The sequence below is a fragment of the Gilliamella sp. X-23 genome, from assembly GCF_057063545.1.
Genome location: NZ_JBXSQG010000005.1, coordinates 18,880 through 39,841 on the forward strand (window position 1 = coordinate 18,880; position 20,962 = coordinate 39,841).

Here is a 20,962-nt window from a genome sequence, read left to right on the forward strand (position 1 = left end):
ATGAAATTGTTAGTAGTTGAAGATGAGCAAAAAACAGGTGAATATCTTCGCCAGGGTTTAGTTGAATCTGGATTTGTTGTTGATCTAACAAATAATGGCCTTGATGGCTATCATCGAGCCATGACTGAAGACTATGATTTAATTATTTTAGATGTCATGTTGCCAGATATTGTTGGTTGGAAAATTGTTCAGTCATTGCGTGAAGCAGGTAAAGATGTCCAAATTATGTTGCTCACAGCTATGGGTAGTGTGGATGATAAAGTAAAAGGTCTTAACTTAGGTGCAGATGATTATTTAGTAAAACCTTTTTCGTTTGCCGAATTATTAGCACGAGTTAAATCTCTGCTTCGTCGTAATGTTCCTCAGGTCAATAATTCTCAATTGAGTATTGCTGATTTGGTCATGGATCTTCATAAACGAACAGTAACTCGTGGAGATAAACGTATTGATTTAACTAATAAAGAATTTTTATTGTTAGAGTACTTTTTACGGTATCCAGGAGAGGTGTTGCCTCGTTCCTTAATTGCGTCTCAAGTTTGGGATATGAATTTTGATAGTGATACTAATGTGATTGATGTCGCGATTCGACGATTACGTAATAAAATCGATGCCGATTTTGAACCAAAGTTAATTCATACAGTTCGTGGAATGGGGTATAAGTTAGATGTCTTGGATGAAAACGAGTAAGTTTATCTCATTTCGTTTGCCGCTTGCTGTTTGTTTGTTAACAAGTGGTCTGCTTTATTGTTTCAGTTTTTTAATTGAACACTCTTTTGAAAAAATATCAATTCAACACAATGTCTCCGAACTTAATTCGGTTATTGATTCTATTGAACGTGAGCTTGTTTACTATTCTCCAGACGATAATCGTGATGAGTTTATTCAGAATTTATTACTAATTTTAACTGGTCATCACCGTTTGTTTGTTTATGTTATTGATGATACAGGTAAAATTGTTTATCGAACCCGTGGTCCAAATTTAACTTTTGCTAAAACTCAAATTGATTTTGATACCATTATTAAAAATCACAGCACAGCTATTTGGAATCAAGATAAAGCATCGTATCGGGTTGCTGCGTCAAGCGTTGTTATTGAAAATGGTAAACAATACACTACTATAGCTGCTGTTGGTCGTGATTTATATATTGAATTTATTCAGCGATTACACGATGGTTTAGGATTACTTATTGGTATTGCTTGTATTTTGGCATTAATTGGTTCTTTTATTAGTATCTATTTTACTCAAAAACCCATAAATCGATTGATTAAAAAGATCGAGAAAATTAATCTTAAAAGCTTGAATTACCGTATTCCTACATCTTTGGTTCCCATTAAATACGTTAGCTTAGTGAAAGCATTTAATCATATGCTGAATCGTATGGAAGATGTGTTTCAGCGTCAACGAAATTTTACGGCAGATATTGCTCATGAAATGCGAACACCTATTACCAATCTAACAACACAAACACAAATTGTGCTTAGTAATGCTCGATCGACTAACGAATACCGTGAGATTTTATATTCTAATTTAGAAGAATACGAAAAAATGTCGCAGATGATTTCTGATATGCTATTTTTAGCACAAGCAGATAATCGTCAATTGGTACCCAATTTAATTGATATTGATTTACATGATATGATCACAATGATGTGTGAGTATTTTGAACCACTGACTGATGAGAAAAATATCATCTTTAACCTTGAAGGTAACTGTTCCCATATTCAAGGGGACAAGATGATGTTAGGGCGAGCAATTAGTAATATTTTATCCAATGCAATTCGTTATACACCAGAAAACCAAATTATCACAATAACTTTAAGTCAAGTTAGTGAAAAACGCATTAGGATCATTATTGCTAATCCAGGTAAAAAAATTGATAGTAAACATTTACCACACCTTTTTGATCGGTTTTATCGGGTTGATGAGTCACGCCACCGTAATGGTAATGATAGTTCGGGTACAGGCATAGGACTTGCGATCGTAAAATCCATTGTTGAAACGCATAAAGGCTCGATTTATGCTGAATCCGATGAGCAATCTACGAGATTTATTATTAGTTTACCAGCGGCTATTTAACATCAAAGTCGCTGATCAATAAATTAGCTGCTGCATAAGCAGCTTTATCTTTTAGTTCTTGCGGTACTTGATCGTTACGAACAATATCGTCCAACACTTGCATGACAGCCCCTAAGGCATCTTCAATATAACCCAGATCGTTACTGCCAATTTGTGCGTATTTTTCGCAAATAAGTTCGCTATATTTATTCATTGCATACTTTCCTTTTGATTAACTTATAAAAAGTTAGCTAATTGTTGATAAACTTGTTCGGCTTGAATGGTTTGCATGCTTTTTTCGTTTGAGATAATACTGAATTGGTTTTTTCCATATCCTCCGATTAGTTTAGGATCAGTTTTGCCAAATAAAGTAATATTGGGACGATCTAATGCAGCAGTTAGGTGACTTAGTCCTGTATCAACCGAAACAACCGCTTTTGCTCCAGCAATAATGGTTGCTATGTCAGAAAGTGAACATTTGGGAAGTACTTCGACATGTTGAAATCCCTGAGCTAGGCGAATTGCTCGAGCTTGTTCATGTGGTGCCCCCCAAGGTAGCTTTATTCTTAATCCTGTTGGTTCAACTAATTTAATTAATTTTCGCCAAGCGTCTTCACTCCAATGTTTTTCATCGCGGGTTGTTGCGTGTAAAAAAATTAGATACTGCTGATTATCGCTAGGTAGTGAAGATAAAAAGTGGCGCGCAATGGCATAATCACCCATTGAATTAGGTAGTTGGTACTGTAGACTTTGAGCAAACAGCAATCTAATGCGTTCAATGGCATGCATCTGTTTGGGTACATTGTGTTTTACATCATAAAACCAACTGGCAATGGGTTCTTTGATGCTTTTTCGATCTAAACCGTGCTTAATGCCTTGAGCCTTACGAGTAATAAGAAATGCACTTTTAATAAGTCCTTGCGCATCGATAATCGCATCATATTGTTGTTGTCTTAAGGTCTGGATAAAGTCATTACGTTCTTGGCGAGTTGTTTTGGCAAACCAGCTTTTCCTCCAGCGTCTTATTGCAACGGGGATCACTTCATTTACTGCATAGTGCCAACTGGGTATTTGAGCAAAATTTTCTTCTACTACCCAATCGAAAGCTATATTTGATAAGCTGTTGGCCGCATCAGTTAATGCTGGTAAAGTATGAAGTACATCCCCCATGGATGATGTTTTAACAACTAGTACACGCATTATCCATTACTCTTTTCACAACGCATAATGAGTTTCATTAATGTCTCAAATACGTTATCGGGTTTAATATCAATTAAGCTTTGGTGATAGCCCTGTTCAGCATCACCTTGGCGCACACGTTGGTAGCCAGTAATTAGACGAATAACTTCGGCTTTATTTGATAATGGAGGTGTGAAATCAGGGCTACTTGGTCCATAAAGTGCCACCAGTGGTCTATCTAATGCAGCAGCAACATGCATTAATCCGGAATCATTAGTAACAATCGCTTTACAAGCGGCAATTAAACTCACTGCTTGTTCTAATTGGGTTTGTCCAGCTAAGTTAATACATTGATCGCCATGTGTCATTTTTGCAATAATCTGTTCACCAACGTTGCGATCTTTTACTGAACCAAAAATAATAATTTTAGCATGTTGTTGAACTAGCATATCGGCAAGAGCTGCGTAATGATAATCTGGCCAACGTTTTGCAGGGCCAAATTCAGCTCCTGGGCAAAAACCAATTAATGGTTTATCTTGTGCAATTGTAAAAGTTGAAAGTGATTGCGTTATTTCATCTTGTTCAACATTGAGTTTAGGCCATAACAGAGGCTGTGGTAAGTCCGATGCCGAGTGAATTTGATTTTTAGGATAAGCAAGTGCAACATAGCGTTCAACCATTAGTGGAAAGGCCTGCTTATCAAGTTTTCGTATATCATTTAATAATCCATAACGCATTTCACCTTTCCAACCTGTGCGTTTAGATACTTTTGCAAAAAATGGGATTAATGCGGATTTAAATGAATTAGGTAACACAATTGCTTGATCATAATGGTTATCACGTAGTGATTTTCCTATTTCGTGACGTTTTGCTAAAGCAAACTCACCATGCCCTAATGGCATTGCAATTGCTTGATTCACTTCTGGCATTTTATTTAACAGCGCTCGACACCAAGCAGGTGCTAAAACATCAATTTGGTTATTAGAATCAAGTTGTTTCAATGTACGATACAGACTTTGCGACATCATCATATCGCCAACCCATGAAGGACCAATAATGAGTGTTTTCATTTAATTAATTCCGTTTTATTGTTCATTTAGCCATTTCATATATTCAGCAGTGCCTTCTGCAACGGTTTTAAATTCGATTGAACATGTCGTTTGTCTAAATTTAGTCAGATCAGCTTGGGTATAGCTTTGATAGCGTCCTTTTAGATGCTCAGGGAAAGGAATATAATCAATTTCGCCTTTTTTATGGTAGTTAAGTACTGCATCAGCAACAGCTTGAAATGATTCTGCTCGACCTGTTCCACAGTTATAAATGCCTGAGATTTTGTTTTTCCAGAACCACAAATTGACCGCAACGACATCACCAACATAAATAAAGTCACGTTTAAAATTTTCACTGCCAGCAAAAAGTTTTGGTTTTTCACCTTTGTTAATCTGTTCATTTAAGTGAAATGCAACACTCGCCATGCTGCCTTTGTGCGATTCGCGAGGTCCATAGACATTAAAATAACGGAATCCGCAAACCGGTGAATTAGCTTGGGGTAACAGTTGTCTTACGTATTGGTCAAATAAGAATTTAGAATAACCATAAACATTTAAAGGTTTTTCGTAAGCACGGTTTTCAATAAAGTTATCACTGCGTCCGCCATACGTCGCAGCTGATGATGCATATAGAAATGGAATGTTGAAGTCTAAACAATAATGCAATAAGTCCTTTGAATAGTCGTAATTGTTTTCCATCATAAATTTACCATCCCATTCAGTGGTTGATGAACAAGCACCTTGGTGAAAAACAACATCAATATCAAGATCTTCATGACTAATAATAGCTGCAATAAACTCGTCTTTATCCATATAATCGGCAATATCTAGATCAGCTAAATTGGCAAATTTAGTGCCGTCGGTTAAATCATCAACAACCAAAATGTCTTTATGTCCTAGATCATTCAGACCTTTCACAATATTACTACCAATAAATCCGGCACCGCCCGTTACAACAATCATGATTATTTTCCTTAACCAAAAAAACTAATCTGCTTATGATAACGATTTATGATAAATTTTTCGAGTGATCATTTAAAAAAGCATAATCGAGAGCGGATTTATTTACGAATTTATTTTATTTTTTGCAGTAACTAATATATATCTTGCTAAATTAAGATAAGGTTCAGTTTGGCAATATGTTTGCTCAAGTTCTAATAACTGTTCGAAGTGAGTTTCGGCTTTGGATTTATTGGTAAGATAATCATGAAAAATGCGAATCCCTGTTTTTTGTAAAATAGTAAAATCCAGTTGTGTAAGCCAGTGATATACGTCTGTTGGAACTCTTGGAAAATCGGGAGAAAGTGTTTTCTTTTTGCGTTTAGCTAACCCTGATTGTGTGTAACCAAAATTGCCTAATGTGACAGTTTTAAATAAAAGTGCATGATAATTATAAAACATTAACGATAAATAGCCTTCTGGTTTGAGATGTTTTTTTAATGATGCTATTAATTCAATTGGCTCTGCTACCCATTCTAATACCGCATGGCAAATGACTAAATCAAACTTTTGGTTAATTAAGTTATCAAGCTGTTGGATAGGGCAGCAAAGGCAATTTATATTTACCTTTTCTGCTTGAGCCTTTTGTTTTGCTAGTTCTAGCATCTGTTCTGAGATATCACAAAGTGTTACTTGATGTCCAAGCTTGGCAAGCCTGCCGGCGATTTGACCTTGCCCACCACCAGCATCAAGTATGGTTAGTGGCTTATTGGTTGGATAAGTAACTAAAATTTTTTCTAATTCTTGCCATACTATCGCTTCGCGAATTTTTCCTTTGGTTGTGCCATAAATGTTTTGTGCAAACTTATTGCTGATGTCATCAAAATTACGATCTTGTTTATTCATGAGTTATTTTTGATTATTTAATTGTTTTGCTTCATCATTTATTTGCGCTATTTTAGCAGCCATTTGGTTATAGCATTGTTCCATTAAGGTTCTAGCATCCTCTTTGCTTAGATCTTTTGTTTCTATAGGCTCTAGCATTTCAACAATAAAATGTCCATTATTTAGACGATTTAATTTGATATCATTAGTTTGCGATACACAAATTGGCACAATGGGTACTCCAGCAGCAATTGCGGCTTTAAATGCCCCTGTTTTAAACGGTAACAATCCACGTCCGCGGCTACGAGTACCTTCAGGAAACATCCAAATAGATATGCCACGTTTTTTGATTTCATTAACAACTTGTTCGATTGTATCGCGAGCTTTTGATTTATTATTACGATCAATAAGAATGTTGCCAGTAAGGTAATAAAGTTGCCCAAAAAATGGAATCCAAGCTAAACTTTTTTTACCGACGGTGACTGTTTTAGGTTGTACGACATCTGATGCTACGATGATGTCATAGTTATTTTGATGATTAGCAATATATACACAACTACCTATTTTATTAATATTAGGGTGAATGCGAGTATCAACTTTTACGCCAAATATAGGTTTAAAGAAAAAACCAAATAAATGAGCAAATCTTGCCACATTTTGGGGATTTCTTGGATTAAATAAGCAAAAAATAGTGCCTAACACACAAATAACAAGACCAATGATAACCACACTAATTAAGCGGAAAAGAAATACCATAATTTACCTCATAAGTTAACTTAGCGTATTATATACATAATTAACATTAATATACAGTTGTTAAATATAGCTGTTTAAAGGAAATTTATGCATAAATCGACGATTATTTGGAATGAAAATCAGACGCCTATTTCTGTTCATTTTGATGATGTGTATTTTAATACGGAAGGCGCCATTGAGGAAACAAGGTATGTATTTATTGACGGTAATGATTTACATCAGCGTTTTTTACAGCATAAGCAAGATACATTTATTGTTGGTGAAACAGGTTTTGGTTCAGGGCTAAGTTTTTTAATTTTATGGCAAACGTTTTTAAATTTTAGAAGTGAGCATCCAAATCATATACTGAAATATCTTGCCTTTTTCAGTGTCGAAAAGTATCCATTATCTTTAGATGAACTAATAAAGATACATGATAATGTGGTTTCTAAAAATGAAACGTTATTTTCGTTAGCAAAACAACTTCAGGCTAGTTTGATTGATTCTACCTGCCAATTTGACAACGTTAGTTTGACAATATGCTATGATGATATTAGGCATTTTTCAGATTTTCTAGTTAAGAAAAATGTATTGATTGATGCTTGGTTTTTTGATGGTTTTTCACCGGCTAAAAATCCTGATATGTGGTCAGAATGTTTATTTAGCAATTGTTTTAGCCTAACAGCCCCAGGCGGTGGTTTTGCGACTTTTACGGCTGCTGGTTTTGTTCGTCGTCATTTAATGAGCGCCGGATTTACCGTTGAAAAACGAAAAGGGTTTGGCGCAAAACGTGAAATGTTAGTAGGGTATAAGTGAGTTTGCTTTTTACCTGTATCCACTACCGTCATTTCTCAAATTACAGAAAACAAAACAAGTCACTCCCAAAATTAAGTAATTTTCTAGAAGTGATAAGCTAATTCATGTAACATATTAATCAATAATAACAATTTATTATTGATTAATATAGTTATAAAAATAATAGTAAATTAAATAGGAGAACAAATGAAAGCCTTAAAAAACGTTTTAATTATATTAACCACCGCTATGATTTTAACGGGTTGTGAAGAAAAAAACGAGGAATATTATTTAAACAATATAGACTCAGCAAATAAAAAAGTAGAGCAATGTAATCAGGATTTAGAAAAGGCATTTATAGCAAATGATAAAGGCGGTATCGAAAAGGTAGAAAAAAATCCTGAATGTCGTGCTGCAATGTCTGCAATTGAAAAAGACAGAAAGATAAAATATGAATTAGAAAAAAAACGGAAAGAAGACGAAAAAAAACAAGCGGTAGAATCTGAAATGAGCGCCATCAGACAACAAGTTTCTGGTATGTCATGGGGCGAATCAGTTGATGAATATTTAAAGGTAGATGAGTGTAAGAGTAGTTTTTCGTTTAATAAAAGCCCGAAATGTGAAGCTTGGGAAACGGTTTATAAAGAAAAAGTAGATGAAGGCAAAAAAGAGTTAAAACAGCTATCTTTTAATGAAATTAAAGCAAAAATGCAGTCTTTATGTAAATTAGATAAAAGAACTGGCTCTAAGTGTAGTGTTGCCCAAAAAGCACTAGAAGAAAAGGCGGCTGATGAATTAGCCAATGTCGATATTCAAACCATTGAATCAAAAAAATCGCTATACTGTGCAGAGGATCTGGTTTTTCAATCAGCTTGTAACGTTAGTTGGGAAAAAGCATGGAAAAAAGAAAGTGATAAGTACGTCAAATTCTATACAGAAAATAATGCGGAATTTGTTGCTACATATAACTCATGCATAGATAAATTAGAAGCCGTTAAAGCTCAGAAATTAAACTGGAATGAAGAAAATAAATTACAAAAAGCAATAAAAGAAGGATACCCTTGTAGTCAAGTGAAAGATGCTTACACGAAAAGAGGAATGGGATACTCTTGGTTTTATAAGAAAATTGAAGAATAACCCAATTAGTCGTGTTCTATTAGAATGGAATCGATTGTTGACAAAGAACTCGCTTTTAGCGAGTTCTTTGCGCTAATAGATTTGTAAACTTAGTAAATAAAAATTTTAATAAAATCAATGGTTTTTCTTCTTTAAATCAGGTGATGCTTTGGGGAGGGTTGATTTGGTTTTGTGTGATAGTTTCGGATGTTTTGGCTTTAAGTGATTAAAATGGCGACAGTGACCACGTCCGAGCTAAGGGAATTTGAAGCGAATTCCCTTAGCGACCCCAGGCTTTATCTGCATAATGTGACCTTTCAGACTGCTCTCCACAATTACTTGTATCATCCTGACACTTGCCTTTACGAGGCCATCTTTGCTTTGCTCAGACGTTCAAATAGCACAGCACAAACTAGCCAAACGTTCCTGTTTGGCGTGCTAGCCTCGCTCTATCGTGGCACATTCTGACGTCAAGCAAGACAAACAACATAACCTTGGGTTAGATTTTGTGGAGGTGTTTTTGGTTAAAGAGATCTAATTACTAGCCCAAAATCAGTCAGAAAAGATATTGATTTCATTGAAGTTTTTTTGGTGTTATGGGTTTATGTGCCATTGGACAAAAATAAATGCTGATAGCACTATTTTATCACTGAAATGGCATAATCTGATATGCAGCCTAATTAAAGTGTCAGTTAGCACGCTTTAGCTAGGCTGGTGTTAGCATTTTACTCCATTGAGGTTCTGCGTAAGGTAATGGGCATAGAGTCCTTTGGGGTAATGTTAGAAATCAAATTGATAAATCAGATCCAATGTTTGCGCTAAGCTTGATGCTGCATCTAAATAAAGATTCGGCATAAGCCTATAACGTAAAGTAAACGTTGCCAATGAATCAAAAATGCCGACACCATATTTTAGTTGTAAGTTAGGTAATATATACCCGCTAACCACAACTTTAGAGTTGTTACCCGCACCTTGTGTATCAAGCGTTAGATTTTTGATACCAAATGCATTACCTATATCACCAATATATTTACCGGTTTTTGCTGTGCCAATACCAACGAGTAATGCGGTCATCATGTCACTATCACTTTGTTCCGCACTATCAAGTCCTTGACCTCGAATTAAGTAGGAAAGGGCTTCTTGCTGTGACATGGCAGGATCTGAAAACACTTCAATCTTAGGTGATTCCGACGATCCTGTAACACGAATCCCCGCCATGATGTTATTATTTTCCATTGATTCTGGATTACGGATTGCTTCAATGTCGAGCATAGCTTGATCGGTTGCACCTGAAAATGTGATGATACCTTTGTGAATAATCAAGTCTTGCCCATAGGCATGGAATCGACCTGTTGGAATTGAAATCTCTCCATGTAGATCGAGTCCTTTATTGGTTTGTGTTGCAATTAAATTACCTTTAAGCGATGCATTTAATCCAAAGGCATCGACAGTAACTTTATCCTCAATATTAATTTCAATATGTCCATTGATTTTCATGCCAAATTCTTGGGCCTTAATTTCTTTTCGATTTGCACCAAGCATGACCTCATCGGGCGAAACATCAACGCTTGATGAGGGTAGCGATTCAACCGTTATTTTACCTTTTGGAATACTTACTTTTCCTAATAACGTTAATTCGTCTGGTGTTGCATTGATTTTAATATCAGGAATAATGGTCATAACAATCATTGGTGGCACTGAAACTTCCATGGCGGCACCATTAACTGTTAACGAAGCTTGCCATTTATCTAAGGTATTCCAGCTGGCATTACCATTAATATTAACATTACCTGCTTGAGTGGTTAAAACACCTTTTAATGTGGATGATTTCCCATTGAAATTGATATCAAACTTAGCTGATTTGATGTCAATGGGTAATTGGCTTGATTGTATTTCACTATGTTTCAAGCTAATATTACCTGTTAGCAATGGGTCATTTAATGATCCAGAAAATTTAACCGTACCATTAATGGCACCTTTAGCATAATCTTTACTGTCTAATAATGGATTAATAATCGCTAAAGCTAAATGATCGATATTTAATTGGCCACTTAATGTTTTTTGATTGGTTGGATCTGTTATCACTATATTTCCGCTGATTTTTCCTAGTTTATTTAGGCCAAAAATCCAATCTAATTTAGCTTGTTGTTCATTAAATTCTGCATTGATTTTGAAAAGTTCGAAAGGCAGTGGCAACGACTGTGAGGTAACAATTTGTTGAATATAAACATCATGACTGGTTATATTCGCTTTTATTGATGGTATTTTATTGTCATTTTTAAATTGTATGATTATTTTGCCATTTACATTACCAGCAAGTTTGGTTTCACCATCGTTAGGTATTGGTAGTTTAGATAGATTAATTTCTTTTAACGTAATACTGGTATCGGTGTTTTTAGTTATCGAAAATTGTTTATCAAGGCAAATAGTTGACTTTTCATTTATCCAGCAATGGGCACTAATGGCTGGTATTTGATTCTTTATGTCATAAGATAAGTCCAACGATTTAGCGAGTTGCCAATTATTGTTCTTGCCTAAATTAAGTAGGGCATGCGCAATGGTCCCGCTCCATTTTGTGCGATCTTTATCAAGTTGCCCTGTTAACGAAGTTGTCAATGATGCTGGATCACCATCAATATTTACCGTTAAAGTATGGTGATTTTCACTGCCTGATAACTCAATATTTGCTTTTTTGATGATTTGGCTTGGTAGCTCTATTGTTTGACCAGTGAGCTTGATATTACCACTTAATTGGTTTTTATACCGAATTTTGCCAATAAGATTAGCTTTAGCTAGTTTGATTGTGTTAAAAGAAAATGAGTTAACCGACAAATTGGTATCAATAGTGGCATTGTTAGCAGCGCCATTGAGTTCAATATTGCCCACAACAGATCCTTGCATGCCGTCAATCAATAACGATAGCGATTCGAAATTTAACTTTGTAAGTAAATTGCCACTTTCACTTGAGCCATTTATATTGAGCTGATTTTTTCCCCATTTTATCGCAAAATCATCTGCAGTGGTTTTATTTTCAGAGTTAACAGATAGATTACCTGATGCCAAAAAATCAGCATGATTGATATTACCTTTTAACTGTAAATCGGATAAATTAAATGCCCATTTGTCACTTTCTAGCGAGCCGGTTGTTTTCAATTGACCGTTTAATCGAATTGGATAATTTGGCAATTCTTTAGTGATATCAACGTTATTGAGTTTTATGTCGGTATCCCATTGTAGTGCTTGTTGCCAATTTGCAGTTCCTGCTATATTAATTTCACCTTGGGGTAATTTAATTATTCCATGGTCGATCATTGCACCTTGATTGGTGCCTGTACCGGCAATATCAAACATCGTGTTGGCTAATTCCTCTCCTTTTATATGGCCTTTAGCTGACATTTGATACTGCTGCACGTTACCCTCTATTGATGCAGAAAAATCATTTAATTCATATTGCGCTTGTCCTTCAATTGGCCATTGAATATGCTTACCTTCGAGTTGGGTCATGATAGGCAAGTATTTTTCTATAAAATTGATGCGCCCATTTATTTTTATTTGATTCAAGCCATCAAGAGTTGCGTTAGTTAATAGCTCTCCAAGCAATTTACCTGAAAATTGTGCATCAAATTGATTTTGTTCGGTATTTGCTTTCACTAATGCTAATACTGGCCAGTCGTCATGTAATGTGATTTCGCCCGAAACCGAAGCATGTCCGCTTGCGTAAGGGGTGGTAGCATCTGTATCGACTTGTTTTACAATGATACGACTATTGACGATATTAGTCTGAATTATAACGTTATTGAATCGATAATCTTGCCCACCAATATGTAATAACCAGTTATTACCAGTTAAACTTATCACATTAATATTTAATGGAATATTAACTTGAGGTAATGAATCAATCAGTGGTTGATTAAAAATTTGGCTAATTTTTTCATTAAGCGCGATATCTTCGTTTGTTGCTTCAACAGGTAAATTGGTTGTTTTATTATCGGCAAAAATAGCGCTTAAATCTGTTGCTACAGCGGGATAAACATAAATTTGATTATTAATCCACCTTGCTTTACCAGTAAAGTCTGACATACCAAATTGCATATCATCAACGGTGACTTTTATATTTGTTAAGTGGGTATTTTTAAGATCTATAGGTAACGGTGTTTTGAGTTCAAAACGTTTTTCTGTGTTAGGCTCTTCTCTAGGCGAACTATCTATTTGTCCAGTATTAATTGAAACTTTTACACCATCGGCATTAAATTGATTTACACAGACTTGGGCTTTTAATAAACAATGTCCAGCTAATGAAAATGAAGCATCATTAACTTGAACATTAACATTCGGTAATTCAAGCGAAAGTCCTTGTATATGCAGATTATGTAATGTGCCTTCAACTTGAGCTATCTTTAGCTCAGGTAGAAATTTATTTAAAACATAGGTAGTTAGTTTTACACCAAGACTGGTATATATAAACAAAATAACAAAAACGATTAGAAAGACGATAACAGATAAAATGGCTATGCTTCGCTTTTTCCATTTGCGTATCTGTTTTAATTTTTTTACTTTTTTTATTCTAACTAAATTTTTAGCCATATTATAACTCGCTTCCTAGACCAATATATAGGTGAATAGAACCGGTGTTTTTATTTAATGGTGTTGCTAAATCGATTTTTATTGGCCCAACAGGAGAGGCCCAACGAATGCCAAATCCTGTTCCTGTATAAAATTTGGTTGTATCAACTTTGTCTATGGCTTCGCCAGTATCAACAAAGGCAGCCCCCCACCATGGACCTGATAAATTATACTGGTATTCAATTGAACCTGTGATGAGTTTAGAGGCACCTTTTAATTTGCCTTTTTTATCTTTAGGTGAAATAGATTGATAGCTATAACCACGAATACTGCGCTCACCACCCGCAAAAAATCTAAACGATGGTGGAACTCGATCAAAATTGCTTGCTTGTATAATACCGAAATTGCCACGAGCAATAAATCGATGCGACTTATGTAGCGAGCGAATCCAAGCTTGTTGAGCTTGAAAACGAACTAAATTAATATCTGACCCTAATGATTCTCCAGCGGCTTCGACAGAGTAACGTTGCGAATCCCCCCACATCGCTAATAAATCACCATCAGAACGAATTCTTGATAAGCTAAGTGAAGGGTAATACAAAAATGTTTTGAAACTTGCATCACCTTGGGTAAAATCATCTCGTAATAGATTAAAACCTAATGCTGTTTGCCATCCATAAAAATTATCCCAGTTGCGCAATGCTCCAAACGTATAAGAACGTGAGTAGGTGTCGTTATTATCTATCTTTTTATAACCACTTTGAATGGTATAATACTGCTCAAGAGGTGATTTTTTTAATGGAATTTTGTAACTCATAGTGACCAGTTGTTCTGGTGAAGATAGCGATAAGTTACTTTGAAAACTTTGTCCTCGGCTATTGATCCAAGGTTTGTTCCAACCAATTTTTCCATGTACACCGTTATCTGTTGAAAAGCCTAAACCTAAGTCCATATTATTTTTTTTGCGAGGCGAGGTTTCAACATCAATAGGTAGAACTTTGTCTTTTGTTAAATGTGGAAAGTCAGGTACAACAACCACTGAATTAAACCAGTTTGTTGAGGTAAGGCGTCTATTTAATAATGACAATTGTTCGGCTGTATATTCCTCACCATCTTTAAATGGAACAATATTTGCTAAATAATCGTCACGGATTTTGGCGTTATGAAAAGTGACTTTACCTAGTCGATAACGTTTACCTGTAGTGTAATCAATATTCCAAAAGGCTTTATTTTCAACTGTCGAAACAGCCAATTGATGTTTAGGCATATCGGCATCAAAGTAACCTTTTTTTAGTGATAAATTTTGTAAGCTTTTCTTAAATGACTCATAAATGCCATGATTTAACACATCGCCAATTTTGGGTAAGTTGTTTTTTAGCAAATATTGAAAATCGGGATCTTTTTGTCCATCCCCAGTAATATTGACATTGAGCTGCTCAACTAATACGGGATCACCTGGTGATATGTTAACGACAAGGACTTTGGGATCTTGTGCGTTATATTCAAAAGTTGGCGAATAGTAACCTAATGCGCGTAGTGCTTTTTGCACCTCACTTTCAAAATACCGCTTAAAAGCGGGCGTATCAACCACTTTATTGGGGGAAATTAATGAAACACGTGTATTGACATTGTCAGCTAATTCTCCTGATAATCCTTTAATGGATAATTTCATGTCAGCGTAACTTGATGTCGCTGTCATCACTAACAGTAAACCTAATGAACAGGAAAATCGCGACACATAGACCTCGTATAATATTAAGATTCAAGTAAAGTGACATGACCAATATAAGGTAAGTGACGGTAGTGCTGAGCATAGTCAATACCATAACCTACGACAAATTCGTCAGGAATCGAAAATCCGATATATTTCACTGGAACGTTCACTTCGCGCCGTGAAGGTTTATCTAGCAGTGTACAAATTTCAATACTGCGTGGATGACGTAATTTTAAAATAGCCATAACTTTGCTAAGTGTATTACCCGTGTCTATAATATCTTCGATAATCAATACATCTTTATCACGGATATCTTCGTCTAAATCTTTTAATATTTTAACATCACGGTTACTAATCACAGCATTACCATAGCTTGACGCTGTCATAAAATCAACTTCGTGTCCAACGGTAATTGCTCTGCTCAAATCGGCCATAAAAATGAAAGAGCCACGTAAAAGACCAACTAAAATAAGTTCATTTTGGCTATGTTGATAATCTTGACTGATTTGTTGACCTAGTTCAATCACGCGCTTTTGGATATCATCAGTAGATATCATCATTTCTAATGTGTGTTTTTTCATTAATAATGCTCAAATTAAATTTTAAAAAAATTAAATGAGATTCTAGCAATTTTCCTTGGTAAAAAGAATAAGCGAACTCATTTTTTATTAAACTGACATGGGAATAGATTTTCGTATTTTATGCTTGAACACCTAGTTACCTAAAATTTTTTGATAACTATTTTTAGTCACCTTTTGTTGTAAACGCCGTTTTTTAAAAAAATCACTCAAAATAGTACTACATTCGTTAGCTAGTACTCCGCCTGTCACTTCTGCATAATGGTTGATGCCTTGCTGAGCAAGAATATCGATAAAAGAACCTGCTGCGCCAGTTTTGTAATCACTTGCACCATACACTACACGTTTAATACGGCTATGAATAATGGCGCCAGCACACATAATACAAGGTTCAAGAGTGACATATAAGGTTGTATTAATTATGCGATAGTTATTCAAAAACTTACCCGCTTGTTCAATAGCTAGTATTTCGGCGTGAGCTGTGGGATTATGCTTACTAATAGGTTGATTAAAACCTTCACCAATAATTTGATTATTTTCATCAACAATCACCGCACCGACAGGGATCTCTCCTATCGATTCGGCACGATTAGCAAGCATTAATGCATGTCGCATCCAAATTTCATCTGACATTTTCAAATTATAAATTATTGAGATTTAGGACATCACGCATGTTGTATAAACCAACAGGTTGTTTGGCAAGCCAGAGTGAAGCTCGTACAGCACCATTAGCGAATGTCATACGGCTGGATGCTTTATGACTAATTTCAACACGTTCACCAATATCGGCAAAAATAGCGGTATGTTCTCCTACTATGTCCCCAGCTCGGATAGTTGCAAAGCCGATAGCGCCTTGTGGTCTTTCCCCTGTGTGACCTTCGCGACAGTAAACTGCACGCTCTTTTAAGTTGCAATCAAGTGCATCTGCTATTGCTTCACCCATGGCTAATGCTGTACCAGACGGCGCATCAACCTTGTGACGGTGATGCGCTTCAATAATTTCGATATCAGTATAACCGCCCATAATTTTGGTGGCTTTTTCCAATAATTTTAGCACTAAGTTAACACCAACACTGAAGTTTGCGGCAAATACAATGGCAATGTTTTTAGCTGCATCAGCAATAGCTTGTTTACCTGCATCATCAAAACCAGTTGTGCCAATGATTATCATTTTTTTATTTTCAACACAAAAAGCTAAGTGTGCAAGGGTGCCTTCAGGTCGGGTAAAATCGATCAGTACGTCAAATTGGTCTTTAGCTTGTGCTAAATTATCGGTGACTTTAATGCCACACATACCGATCCCAGCAAGTTCACCAGCATCACTACCAATTAGTGATGAACCAGCTCGTTCAAATGCTGCACCTAAGGTAACCCCTTCGATTTGCGAAACAGCTTGGATAAGTTGCCGTCCCATTTTGCCACCAGCACCAGTTATCGCAATACGAATCATGTTTGTTGACATATAACTTTCCTTAACTTTTTGTGAATGTAGATAAATAAATATTATAGCGGAAAATAAATAACTTATACACATCAGCTAAACTTAAATGCTACAATTTTTGATCCCTTTTCTATAAAAAATAATCAGGAGTTATTATGCGATCTCCATGGTATTTTGGTTGGAATATCGTTATTGCAGCATCTTTTCTCACTTTGCTTTCTAGTGGGTTGAGAATGAGTATGGGTGTTTTTTTCCTACCCATTGCAAATGATCTTGGGTTTAGTCGTAGCGTCCTTTCTGGCATTATTGCTATAGGCATGCTTTTTTCAGGTATCGCAATGCCAATAGCGGGATATTTAGTGGGTAAGTATAGTACTCGTTTTGTCCTAATATTAGGTGCGATCATTATTATTATCTCGACAGTTTGGTCAGCTAACTCAACCGATTATTGGAGCTTTTTACTATCTTTCGGTATTGCATTATCTTTTGGTACTTCTTTTGTGGGGTCAGTTAGCTTTACGCCCATTGTTGCGCGTTGGTTTATTAAACGCAGAGGATTGGCCTTATTTATTTTATCAACAGGAAGTATGGCTGGTATTGCGGTGATGTTACCTGTTTTTGCATTCTTCATTCCTATTTATGGATGGCAAACAACGCTAATTTCGTTTGCTGTGATTTTTATGATTATCGCCTTGCCTATTGCTTTGTTTATTATGAAAGATAATCAATCTGAGATCGAAAATTCTAGTATAGAGCCTGTTATCAATCAAAAAATAGAGCCTAGTGTCAAACTTATAGATGTGCTAAAAACACGTCCATTTTGGCAACTGAGTTTTGGGCTTTTTACCTGTGGCTTTAGTATGAATTTATTAGGAACACACGGTGTCCCAATGCTTATCGATCATGGATTTGATCCTATCACCAGTTCTAATGGTATTGGTTTAATTGGTTTAGTCGCTATTTTTAGTACCTTAGTTTTGGGTTATCTATCTGATATAGTACAACGAAAAAACATTTTGATGATGGTTTATTTAATACGAGGCTTAGGTTTTATTGCTCTTGTTTTAGCATCAACTAAATGGCAGCTTTTTACTATTGCAGCAGTGGGTGGTTTGGTTTGGGCTGGCGCTTTGTCAATGTCTGGAGCTATTACAGCAGATATTTATGGTGTAAAAATTGTGGGATTACTTTCCGGATTAACCTATTTGGGGCATCAAATTGGTGCGATGATTGGTTCATGGTTAGGTGGATGGGCTTACGATCACTTACACACTCATTTAGTTGCGTTTGGTACGGCAAGTATTTTATTGTTACTGGCGGCATTTAGCGCCTATCTTCTTCCTAAACGATAATAGTTTAAAACAAATGGACGTCAAGTGACGTCCATTCTTTCTTATAAAACTTTTAATAATTCAACATCAAAAATTAATGCACTGTATGGTGGAATTGATGCACCAGCACCTTGAGCACCATAGGCTAACTCATGAGGAATATATAAACGCCATTTTGAACCTTCAGGCATCAGTTGTAGTGCTTCAACCCAGCCTTGAATTACGCCATTGACAGGAAACTCAGCCGGTTGTCCACGCTCTACTGAGCTATCAAATACAGTACCATCAATCAATTGACCTGTATAATGAACTTGAACGCGATCTGTTGCTTTAGGCAAAGCGCCATCACCTTGTTGGATGATTTCATACTGTAAACCAGATTCAGTCGATTTAATACCATCTTTATCAATATTTTTAGCAAGAAAATCTTTACCTGCTTGAGCAATTTTTTCTGCTTGTTTGGCTTTTTCTTTTGTTGCTTGTTCATGTACATGACGTAGTGCATCATGTAGTTCTTGTAAAGGTAGTGCAGGCGGATTACCGGCTAAAACATCTTCCATGGCCTGTTTTAACGCGTTGAGTTCTAAATTATTCAATCCTGACTCTTTCAATTGTTGCCCAATTTGTAATCCAATGGCATAACTTGCTTTTTGATCTATTGTTTCTAGTTTCATTTTGTACCTTAATTGTTTAAAAGAAGCGTCTATCATGACTGTATTAAGTTGGTGGATACAAGGATAAAAGTCAAGTGATAATTTGTATCATTACTTGATGATAACTTGATTATTAGCTAATTGTTAAAGAATTTATCAATTTGGCTAGCACTCAGGAAAAATATCAGCGATAATATGGCCTATCATTTTTTAAATGGATAAAGTTAGATGCTGTTTCGTAAATTTACCGCCTTTGCAATTGTAACGAGTGTTTTATTAACTGGTTGTTCGGTTGTTGAGCATTGGATATATAGACCGGATATCAACCAAGGTAATTATGTGACACAAGATGCTCTTGATCTATTAAAAGTAGGTCAAAGTAAAGAACAAGTTGTGTTTATTATGGGCTCACCAATGTTAACTTCTGTTTTTGGCGATAATGTTTGGTATTATGTTTTTCGTCAGCAACCTCAGCATGGGGACGTTAGCCAAAGAAGTTATGCTGTTTATTTTGATGAAATGGGCCTAGTAAAAGATATTAAAGCATCAGAACTAGACGGTTCCAAATCATTAGAAGAAATGAATAAACAAGGTATATCAGACCCGATTGATAAAAAATCTGATGACGATAATCCTGACCCCGATTCTTAATAAAAAACCTCGTTACTTAACGAGGTTTTTTATTTTTGTTTATTTATTTTAATTTTATACCTATAAAAGGTAATAACTTGCAACGATTATTAGTAATAACTACCGTATAAAGTAATAATAATTGGCATGGTATTATAAAAAGCAGTACTGAAGCGATAAATATAATTAAAAATATTTACAATAGCCGTATATTGAGATATTTGTTTAGTTTGTATCCATTCTTATTATTTATATGGTGGTTTTATTTGAAAACGTCGAGTAAAATAACAAATTTTTAATTGATGTCGAGGTTTTTTTGCATAACAGGTCAAGTCTAAATCGTTTTTCCATTGCCCCTATGCTTGATTGGACCGATAAGCATTGCCGTTATTTTCATCGAATTTTAACTAAACAAACATTACTCTATACCGAAATGGTGACCACTGGCGCGATTTTATTTGGAAAAGGGGATTATTTAGCTTTCAATAATGAAGAACATCCAGTCAGCTTACAACTAGGTGGTAGCGATCCTAAAGCATTAGCACAATGTGCAAAATTAGCACAAGAACGTGGTTATGATGAAATAAATTTAAATGTAGGTTGCCCATCCGATCGTGTACAAAATGGCATGTTTGGTGCTTGTTTAATGGGAAAAGCCGATTTAGTTGCAGACTGTGTTGCACAAATGCAAGATCAGGTTGATATTCCCGTCACAGTAAAAACCCGAATTGGCATTGATAATTTTGATAGCTATGCATTTTTATGTCAATTTATTGAAAAAGTCATGCCCTATACTAATACATTCATTGTGCATGCACGTAAAGCGTGGTTGTCTGGGTTAAGCCCAAAGGAAAACCGAGAAGTCCCTCCGCTCGATTATGATCGTGTTTACCAACTTAAACAAGATTATCCCGACTTAACTATCGCGATTAACGGTGGTATTAAAACAATTGACGAAATAAAACACCATCTAAAGTATGTTGATGGTGTAATGGTTGGGCGAGAAGCTTATCAAAACCCACTATTACTGACTCAAATTGATGCACAAATTTTTGGATTAAACTCTCCAATAATCGAACCTAAATTAGCGATTCAGGCACTTTACCCTTATATTGAACAGCAACTGACACAAGGGGCACAGCTAAATCATATCATGCGCCACACATTAGGGTTATTTAATGGACACAAAGGCGCAAGGCAATGGAGACGTTATTTGAGCGAAAATGCCCACAAAAAAAGTGCGGGTGTTGACGTTGTTGAGCAGGCTTTAACATTCATCAAGTAGATGACAAAAAATA

Annotated in this window: 19 protein-coding genes; 7 read left to right on the forward strand and 12 right to left on the reverse strand. The window is 35.7% G+C overall.

Features of this window, described 5'->3' with window-relative positions:
• Both ACYH9I_RS04565 and ACYH9I_RS04570 read left to right on the forward strand, forming a co-directional pair.
• Window positions 1-687 carry a heavy metal response regulator transcription factor gene (locus tag ACYH9I_RS04565; protein ID WP_091349598.1) on the forward strand — a complete coding sequence of 229 codons (687 nt, stop codon included), beginning with the start codon at window positions 1-3 and terminating at the stop codon, window positions 685-687.
• Window positions 665-2,077, forward strand: coding sequence for a heavy metal sensor histidine kinase (locus ACYH9I_RS04570; RefSeq protein ID WP_483559260.1), 1,413 nt, complete (start codon window positions 665-667; stop codon window positions 2,075-2,077). Before ACYH9I_RS04565 ends, ACYH9I_RS04570 begins: the two co-directional genes overlap by 23 nt.
• Here ACYH9I_RS04570 and ACYH9I_RS04575 read toward each other — a convergent pair.
• The 6 genes from ACYH9I_RS04575 to ACYH9I_RS04600 form a co-directional block, all read right to left on the reverse strand.
• Window positions 2,070-2,270, reverse strand: coding sequence for a YaeP family protein (locus ACYH9I_RS04575; RefSeq protein WP_160402429.1), 201 nt, complete (start codon window positions 2,268-2,270; stop codon window positions 2,070-2,072). The two genes, ACYH9I_RS04570 and ACYH9I_RS04575, sit on opposite strands and share 8 nt — an antisense overlap.
• A gap of 23 nt (window positions 2,271-2,293) precedes the next feature.
• Entirely contained in the window at window positions 2,294-3,256 is a 963-nt protein-coding gene (gene rfaC / locus ACYH9I_RS04580; protein ID WP_483559262.1) for a lipopolysaccharide heptosyltransferase RfaC, read from the reverse strand.
• Window positions 3,256-4,305, reverse strand: a complete 1,050-nt coding sequence (rfaF, locus tag ACYH9I_RS04585) for an ADP-heptose--LPS heptosyltransferase RfaF (protein ID WP_483559264.1) — start codon at window positions 4,303-4,305, stop codon at window positions 3,256-3,258. Before rfaF ends, rfaC begins: the two co-directional genes overlap by 1 nt.
• A 15-nt stretch (window positions 4,306-4,320) precedes the next feature.
• Window positions 4,321-5,247 carry an ADP-glyceromanno-heptose 6-epimerase gene (gene rfaD, locus ACYH9I_RS04590; RefSeq protein ID WP_483559265.1) on the reverse strand — a complete coding sequence of 309 codons (927 nt, stop codon included), beginning with the start codon at window positions 5,245-5,247 and terminating at the stop codon, window positions 4,321-4,323.
• 102 nt (window positions 5,248-5,349) lie between these two features.
• Window positions 5,350-6,129, reverse strand: a complete 780-nt coding sequence (locus ACYH9I_RS04595; RefSeq protein WP_483559267.1) for a methyltransferase domain-containing protein — start codon at window positions 6,127-6,129, stop codon at window positions 5,350-5,352.
• Between the two features lie 3 nt (window positions 6,130-6,132).
• On the reverse strand, window positions 6,133-6,864 hold the full coding sequence (locus ACYH9I_RS04600) for a 1-acylglycerol-3-phosphate O-acyltransferase (protein WP_483559268.1): 732 nt from the start codon (window positions 6,862-6,864) through the stop codon (window positions 6,133-6,135).
• Between the two features lie 87 nt (window positions 6,865-6,951).
• On the opposite strand from ACYH9I_RS04600, the gene mnmC2 reads away from it, so the two are divergent.
• On the forward strand, window positions 6,952-7,659 hold the full coding sequence (gene mnmC2 / locus ACYH9I_RS04605; protein WP_483559270.1) for a tRNA (5-methylaminomethyl-2-thiouridine)(34)-methyltransferase MnmC2: 708 nt from the start codon (window positions 6,952-6,954) through the stop codon (window positions 7,657-7,659).
• A 186-nt stretch (window positions 7,660-7,845) separates the two neighbouring features.
• The gene (locus tag ACYH9I_RS04610; protein WP_160402418.1) at window positions 7,846-8,775 is read left to right on the forward strand and encodes a hypothetical protein; all 930 of its coding nucleotides are present in this window, start codon (window positions 7,846-7,848) and stop codon (window positions 8,773-8,775) included.
• Between the two features lie 759 nt (window positions 8,776-9,534).
• Here ACYH9I_RS04610 and tamB read toward each other — a convergent pair.
• The 5 genes from tamB to dapB form a co-directional block, all read right to left on the reverse strand.
• Window positions 9,535-13,338 carry an autotransporter assembly complex protein TamB gene (tamB, locus tag ACYH9I_RS04615; protein ID WP_483559272.1) on the reverse strand — a complete coding sequence of 1,268 codons (3,804 nt, stop codon included), beginning with the start codon at window positions 13,336-13,338 and terminating at the stop codon, window positions 9,535-9,537.
• 1 nt (window position 13,339) lies between these two features.
• Window positions 13,340-15,016: an autotransporter assembly complex protein TamA gene (gene tamA, locus ACYH9I_RS04620; RefSeq protein ID WP_483559460.1), complete on the reverse strand. Its 1,677-nt coding sequence runs from the start codon at window positions 15,014-15,016 to the stop codon at window positions 13,340-13,342.
• Window positions 15,017-15,072: 56 nt separating this feature from the next.
• Window positions 15,073-15,612 carry a hypoxanthine phosphoribosyltransferase gene (gene hpt, locus ACYH9I_RS04625; RefSeq protein ID WP_085247860.1) on the reverse strand — a complete coding sequence of 180 codons (540 nt, stop codon included), beginning with the start codon at window positions 15,610-15,612 and terminating at the stop codon, window positions 15,073-15,075.
• Between the two features lie 132 nt (window positions 15,613-15,744).
• Window positions 15,745-16,242: a tRNA adenosine(34) deaminase TadA gene (tadA, locus tag ACYH9I_RS04630; RefSeq protein WP_483559274.1), complete on the reverse strand. Its 498-nt coding sequence runs from the start codon at window positions 16,240-16,242 to the stop codon at window positions 15,745-15,747.
• Window positions 16,243-16,249: 7 nt separating this feature from the next.
• On the reverse strand, window positions 16,250-17,071 hold the full coding sequence (dapB, locus tag ACYH9I_RS04635; protein WP_483559276.1) for a 4-hydroxy-tetrahydrodipicolinate reductase: 822 nt from the start codon (window positions 17,069-17,071) through the stop codon (window positions 16,250-16,252).
• A 134-nt stretch (window positions 17,072-17,205) separates the two neighbouring features.
• Between dapB and ACYH9I_RS04640 the strand changes: the two genes are divergently transcribed.
• Complete coding sequence (locus ACYH9I_RS04640) at window positions 17,206-18,402, forward strand: MFS transporter (protein WP_483559277.1); 1,197 nt, start codon at window positions 17,206-17,208, stop codon at window positions 18,400-18,402.
• Window positions 18,403-18,443: 41 nt separating this feature from the next.
• On the opposite strand, the gene bamJ is transcribed toward ACYH9I_RS04640, so the two are convergent.
• A complete protein-coding gene (gene bamJ / locus ACYH9I_RS04645; protein WP_483559279.1) occupies window positions 18,444-19,055 on the reverse strand; it encodes a BamJ family beta-barrel-assembly machinery protein in 612 nt (203 codons plus the stop codon).
• Between the two features lie 207 nt (window positions 19,056-19,262).
• Between bamJ and bamE the strand changes: the two genes are divergently transcribed.
• Complete coding sequence (gene bamE, locus ACYH9I_RS04650; protein WP_160402412.1) at window positions 19,263-19,685, forward strand: outer membrane protein assembly factor BamE; 423 nt, start codon at window positions 19,263-19,265, stop codon at window positions 19,683-19,685.
• A 295-nt stretch (window positions 19,686-19,980) separates the two neighbouring features.
• The gene (gene dusA, locus ACYH9I_RS04655) at window positions 19,981-20,949 is read left to right on the forward strand and encodes a tRNA dihydrouridine(20/20a) synthase DusA (protein WP_483559280.1); all 969 of its coding nucleotides are present in this window, start codon (window positions 19,981-19,983) and stop codon (window positions 20,947-20,949) included.
• Window positions 20,950-20,962 lie beyond the last annotated feature (13 nt).

Coding starts and splice junctions, on each gene's coding strand:
- ACYH9I_RS04575 (WP_160402429.1), bottom strand. CDS start 2,270: ATGAATAAATATAGCGAACTTATTTGCGAAAAATACGCACAAATTGGC.
- ACYH9I_RS04610 (WP_160402418.1), top strand. CDS start 7,846: ATGAAAGCCTTAAAAAACGTTTTAATTATATTAACCACCGCTATGATT.
- rfaD (WP_483559265.1), bottom strand. CDS start 5,247: ATGATTGTTGTAACGGGCGGTGCCGGATTTATTGGTAGTAATATTGTG.
- ACYH9I_RS04565 (WP_091349598.1), top strand. CDS start 1: ATGAAATTGTTAGTAGTTGAAGATGAGCAAAAAACAGGTGAATATCTT.
- bamJ (WP_483559279.1), bottom strand. CDS start 19,055: ATGAAACTAGAAACAATAGATCAAAAAGCAAGTTATGCCATTGGATTA.
- rfaF (WP_483559264.1), bottom strand. CDS start 4,305: ATGAAAACACTCATTATTGGTCCTTCATGGGTTGGCGATATGATGATG.
- tadA (WP_483559274.1), bottom strand. CDS start 16,242: ATGTCAGATGAAATTTGGATGCGACATGCATTAATGCTTGCTAATCGT.
- mnmC2 (WP_483559270.1), top strand. CDS start 6,952: ATGCATAAATCGACGATTATTTGGAATGAAAATCAGACGCCTATTTCT.
- ACYH9I_RS04595 (WP_483559267.1), bottom strand. CDS start 6,129: ATGAATAAACAAGATCGTAATTTTGATGACATCAGCAATAAGTTTGCA.
- ACYH9I_RS04640 (WP_483559277.1), top strand. CDS start 17,206: ATGCGATCTCCATGGTATTTTGGTTGGAATATCGTTATTGCAGCATCT.
- ACYH9I_RS04570 (WP_483559260.1), top strand. CDS start 665: ATGTCTTGGATGAAAACGAGTAAGTTTATCTCATTTCGTTTGCCGCTT.
- dapB (WP_483559276.1), bottom strand. CDS start 17,071: ATGTCAACAAACATGATTCGTATTGCGATAACTGGTGCTGGTGGCAAA.
- rfaC (WP_483559262.1), bottom strand. CDS start 3,256: ATGCGTGTACTAGTTGTTAAAACATCATCCATGGGGGATGTACTTCAT.
- bamE (WP_160402412.1), top strand. CDS start 19,263: ATGCTGTTTCGTAAATTTACCGCCTTTGCAATTGTAACGAGTGTTTTA.
- hpt (WP_085247860.1), bottom strand. CDS start 15,612: ATGAAAAAACACACATTAGAAATGATGATATCTACTGATGATATCCAA.
- ACYH9I_RS04600 (WP_483559268.1), bottom strand. CDS start 6,864: ATGGTATTTCTTTTCCGCTTAATTAGTGTGGTTATCATTGGTCTTGTT.
- tamB (WP_483559272.1), bottom strand. CDS start 13,338: ATGGCTAAAAATTTAGTTAGAATAAAAAAAGTAAAAAAATTAAAACAG.
- tamA (WP_483559460.1), bottom strand. CDS start 15,016: ATGACAGCGACATCAAGTTACGCTGACATGAAATTATCCATTAAAGGA.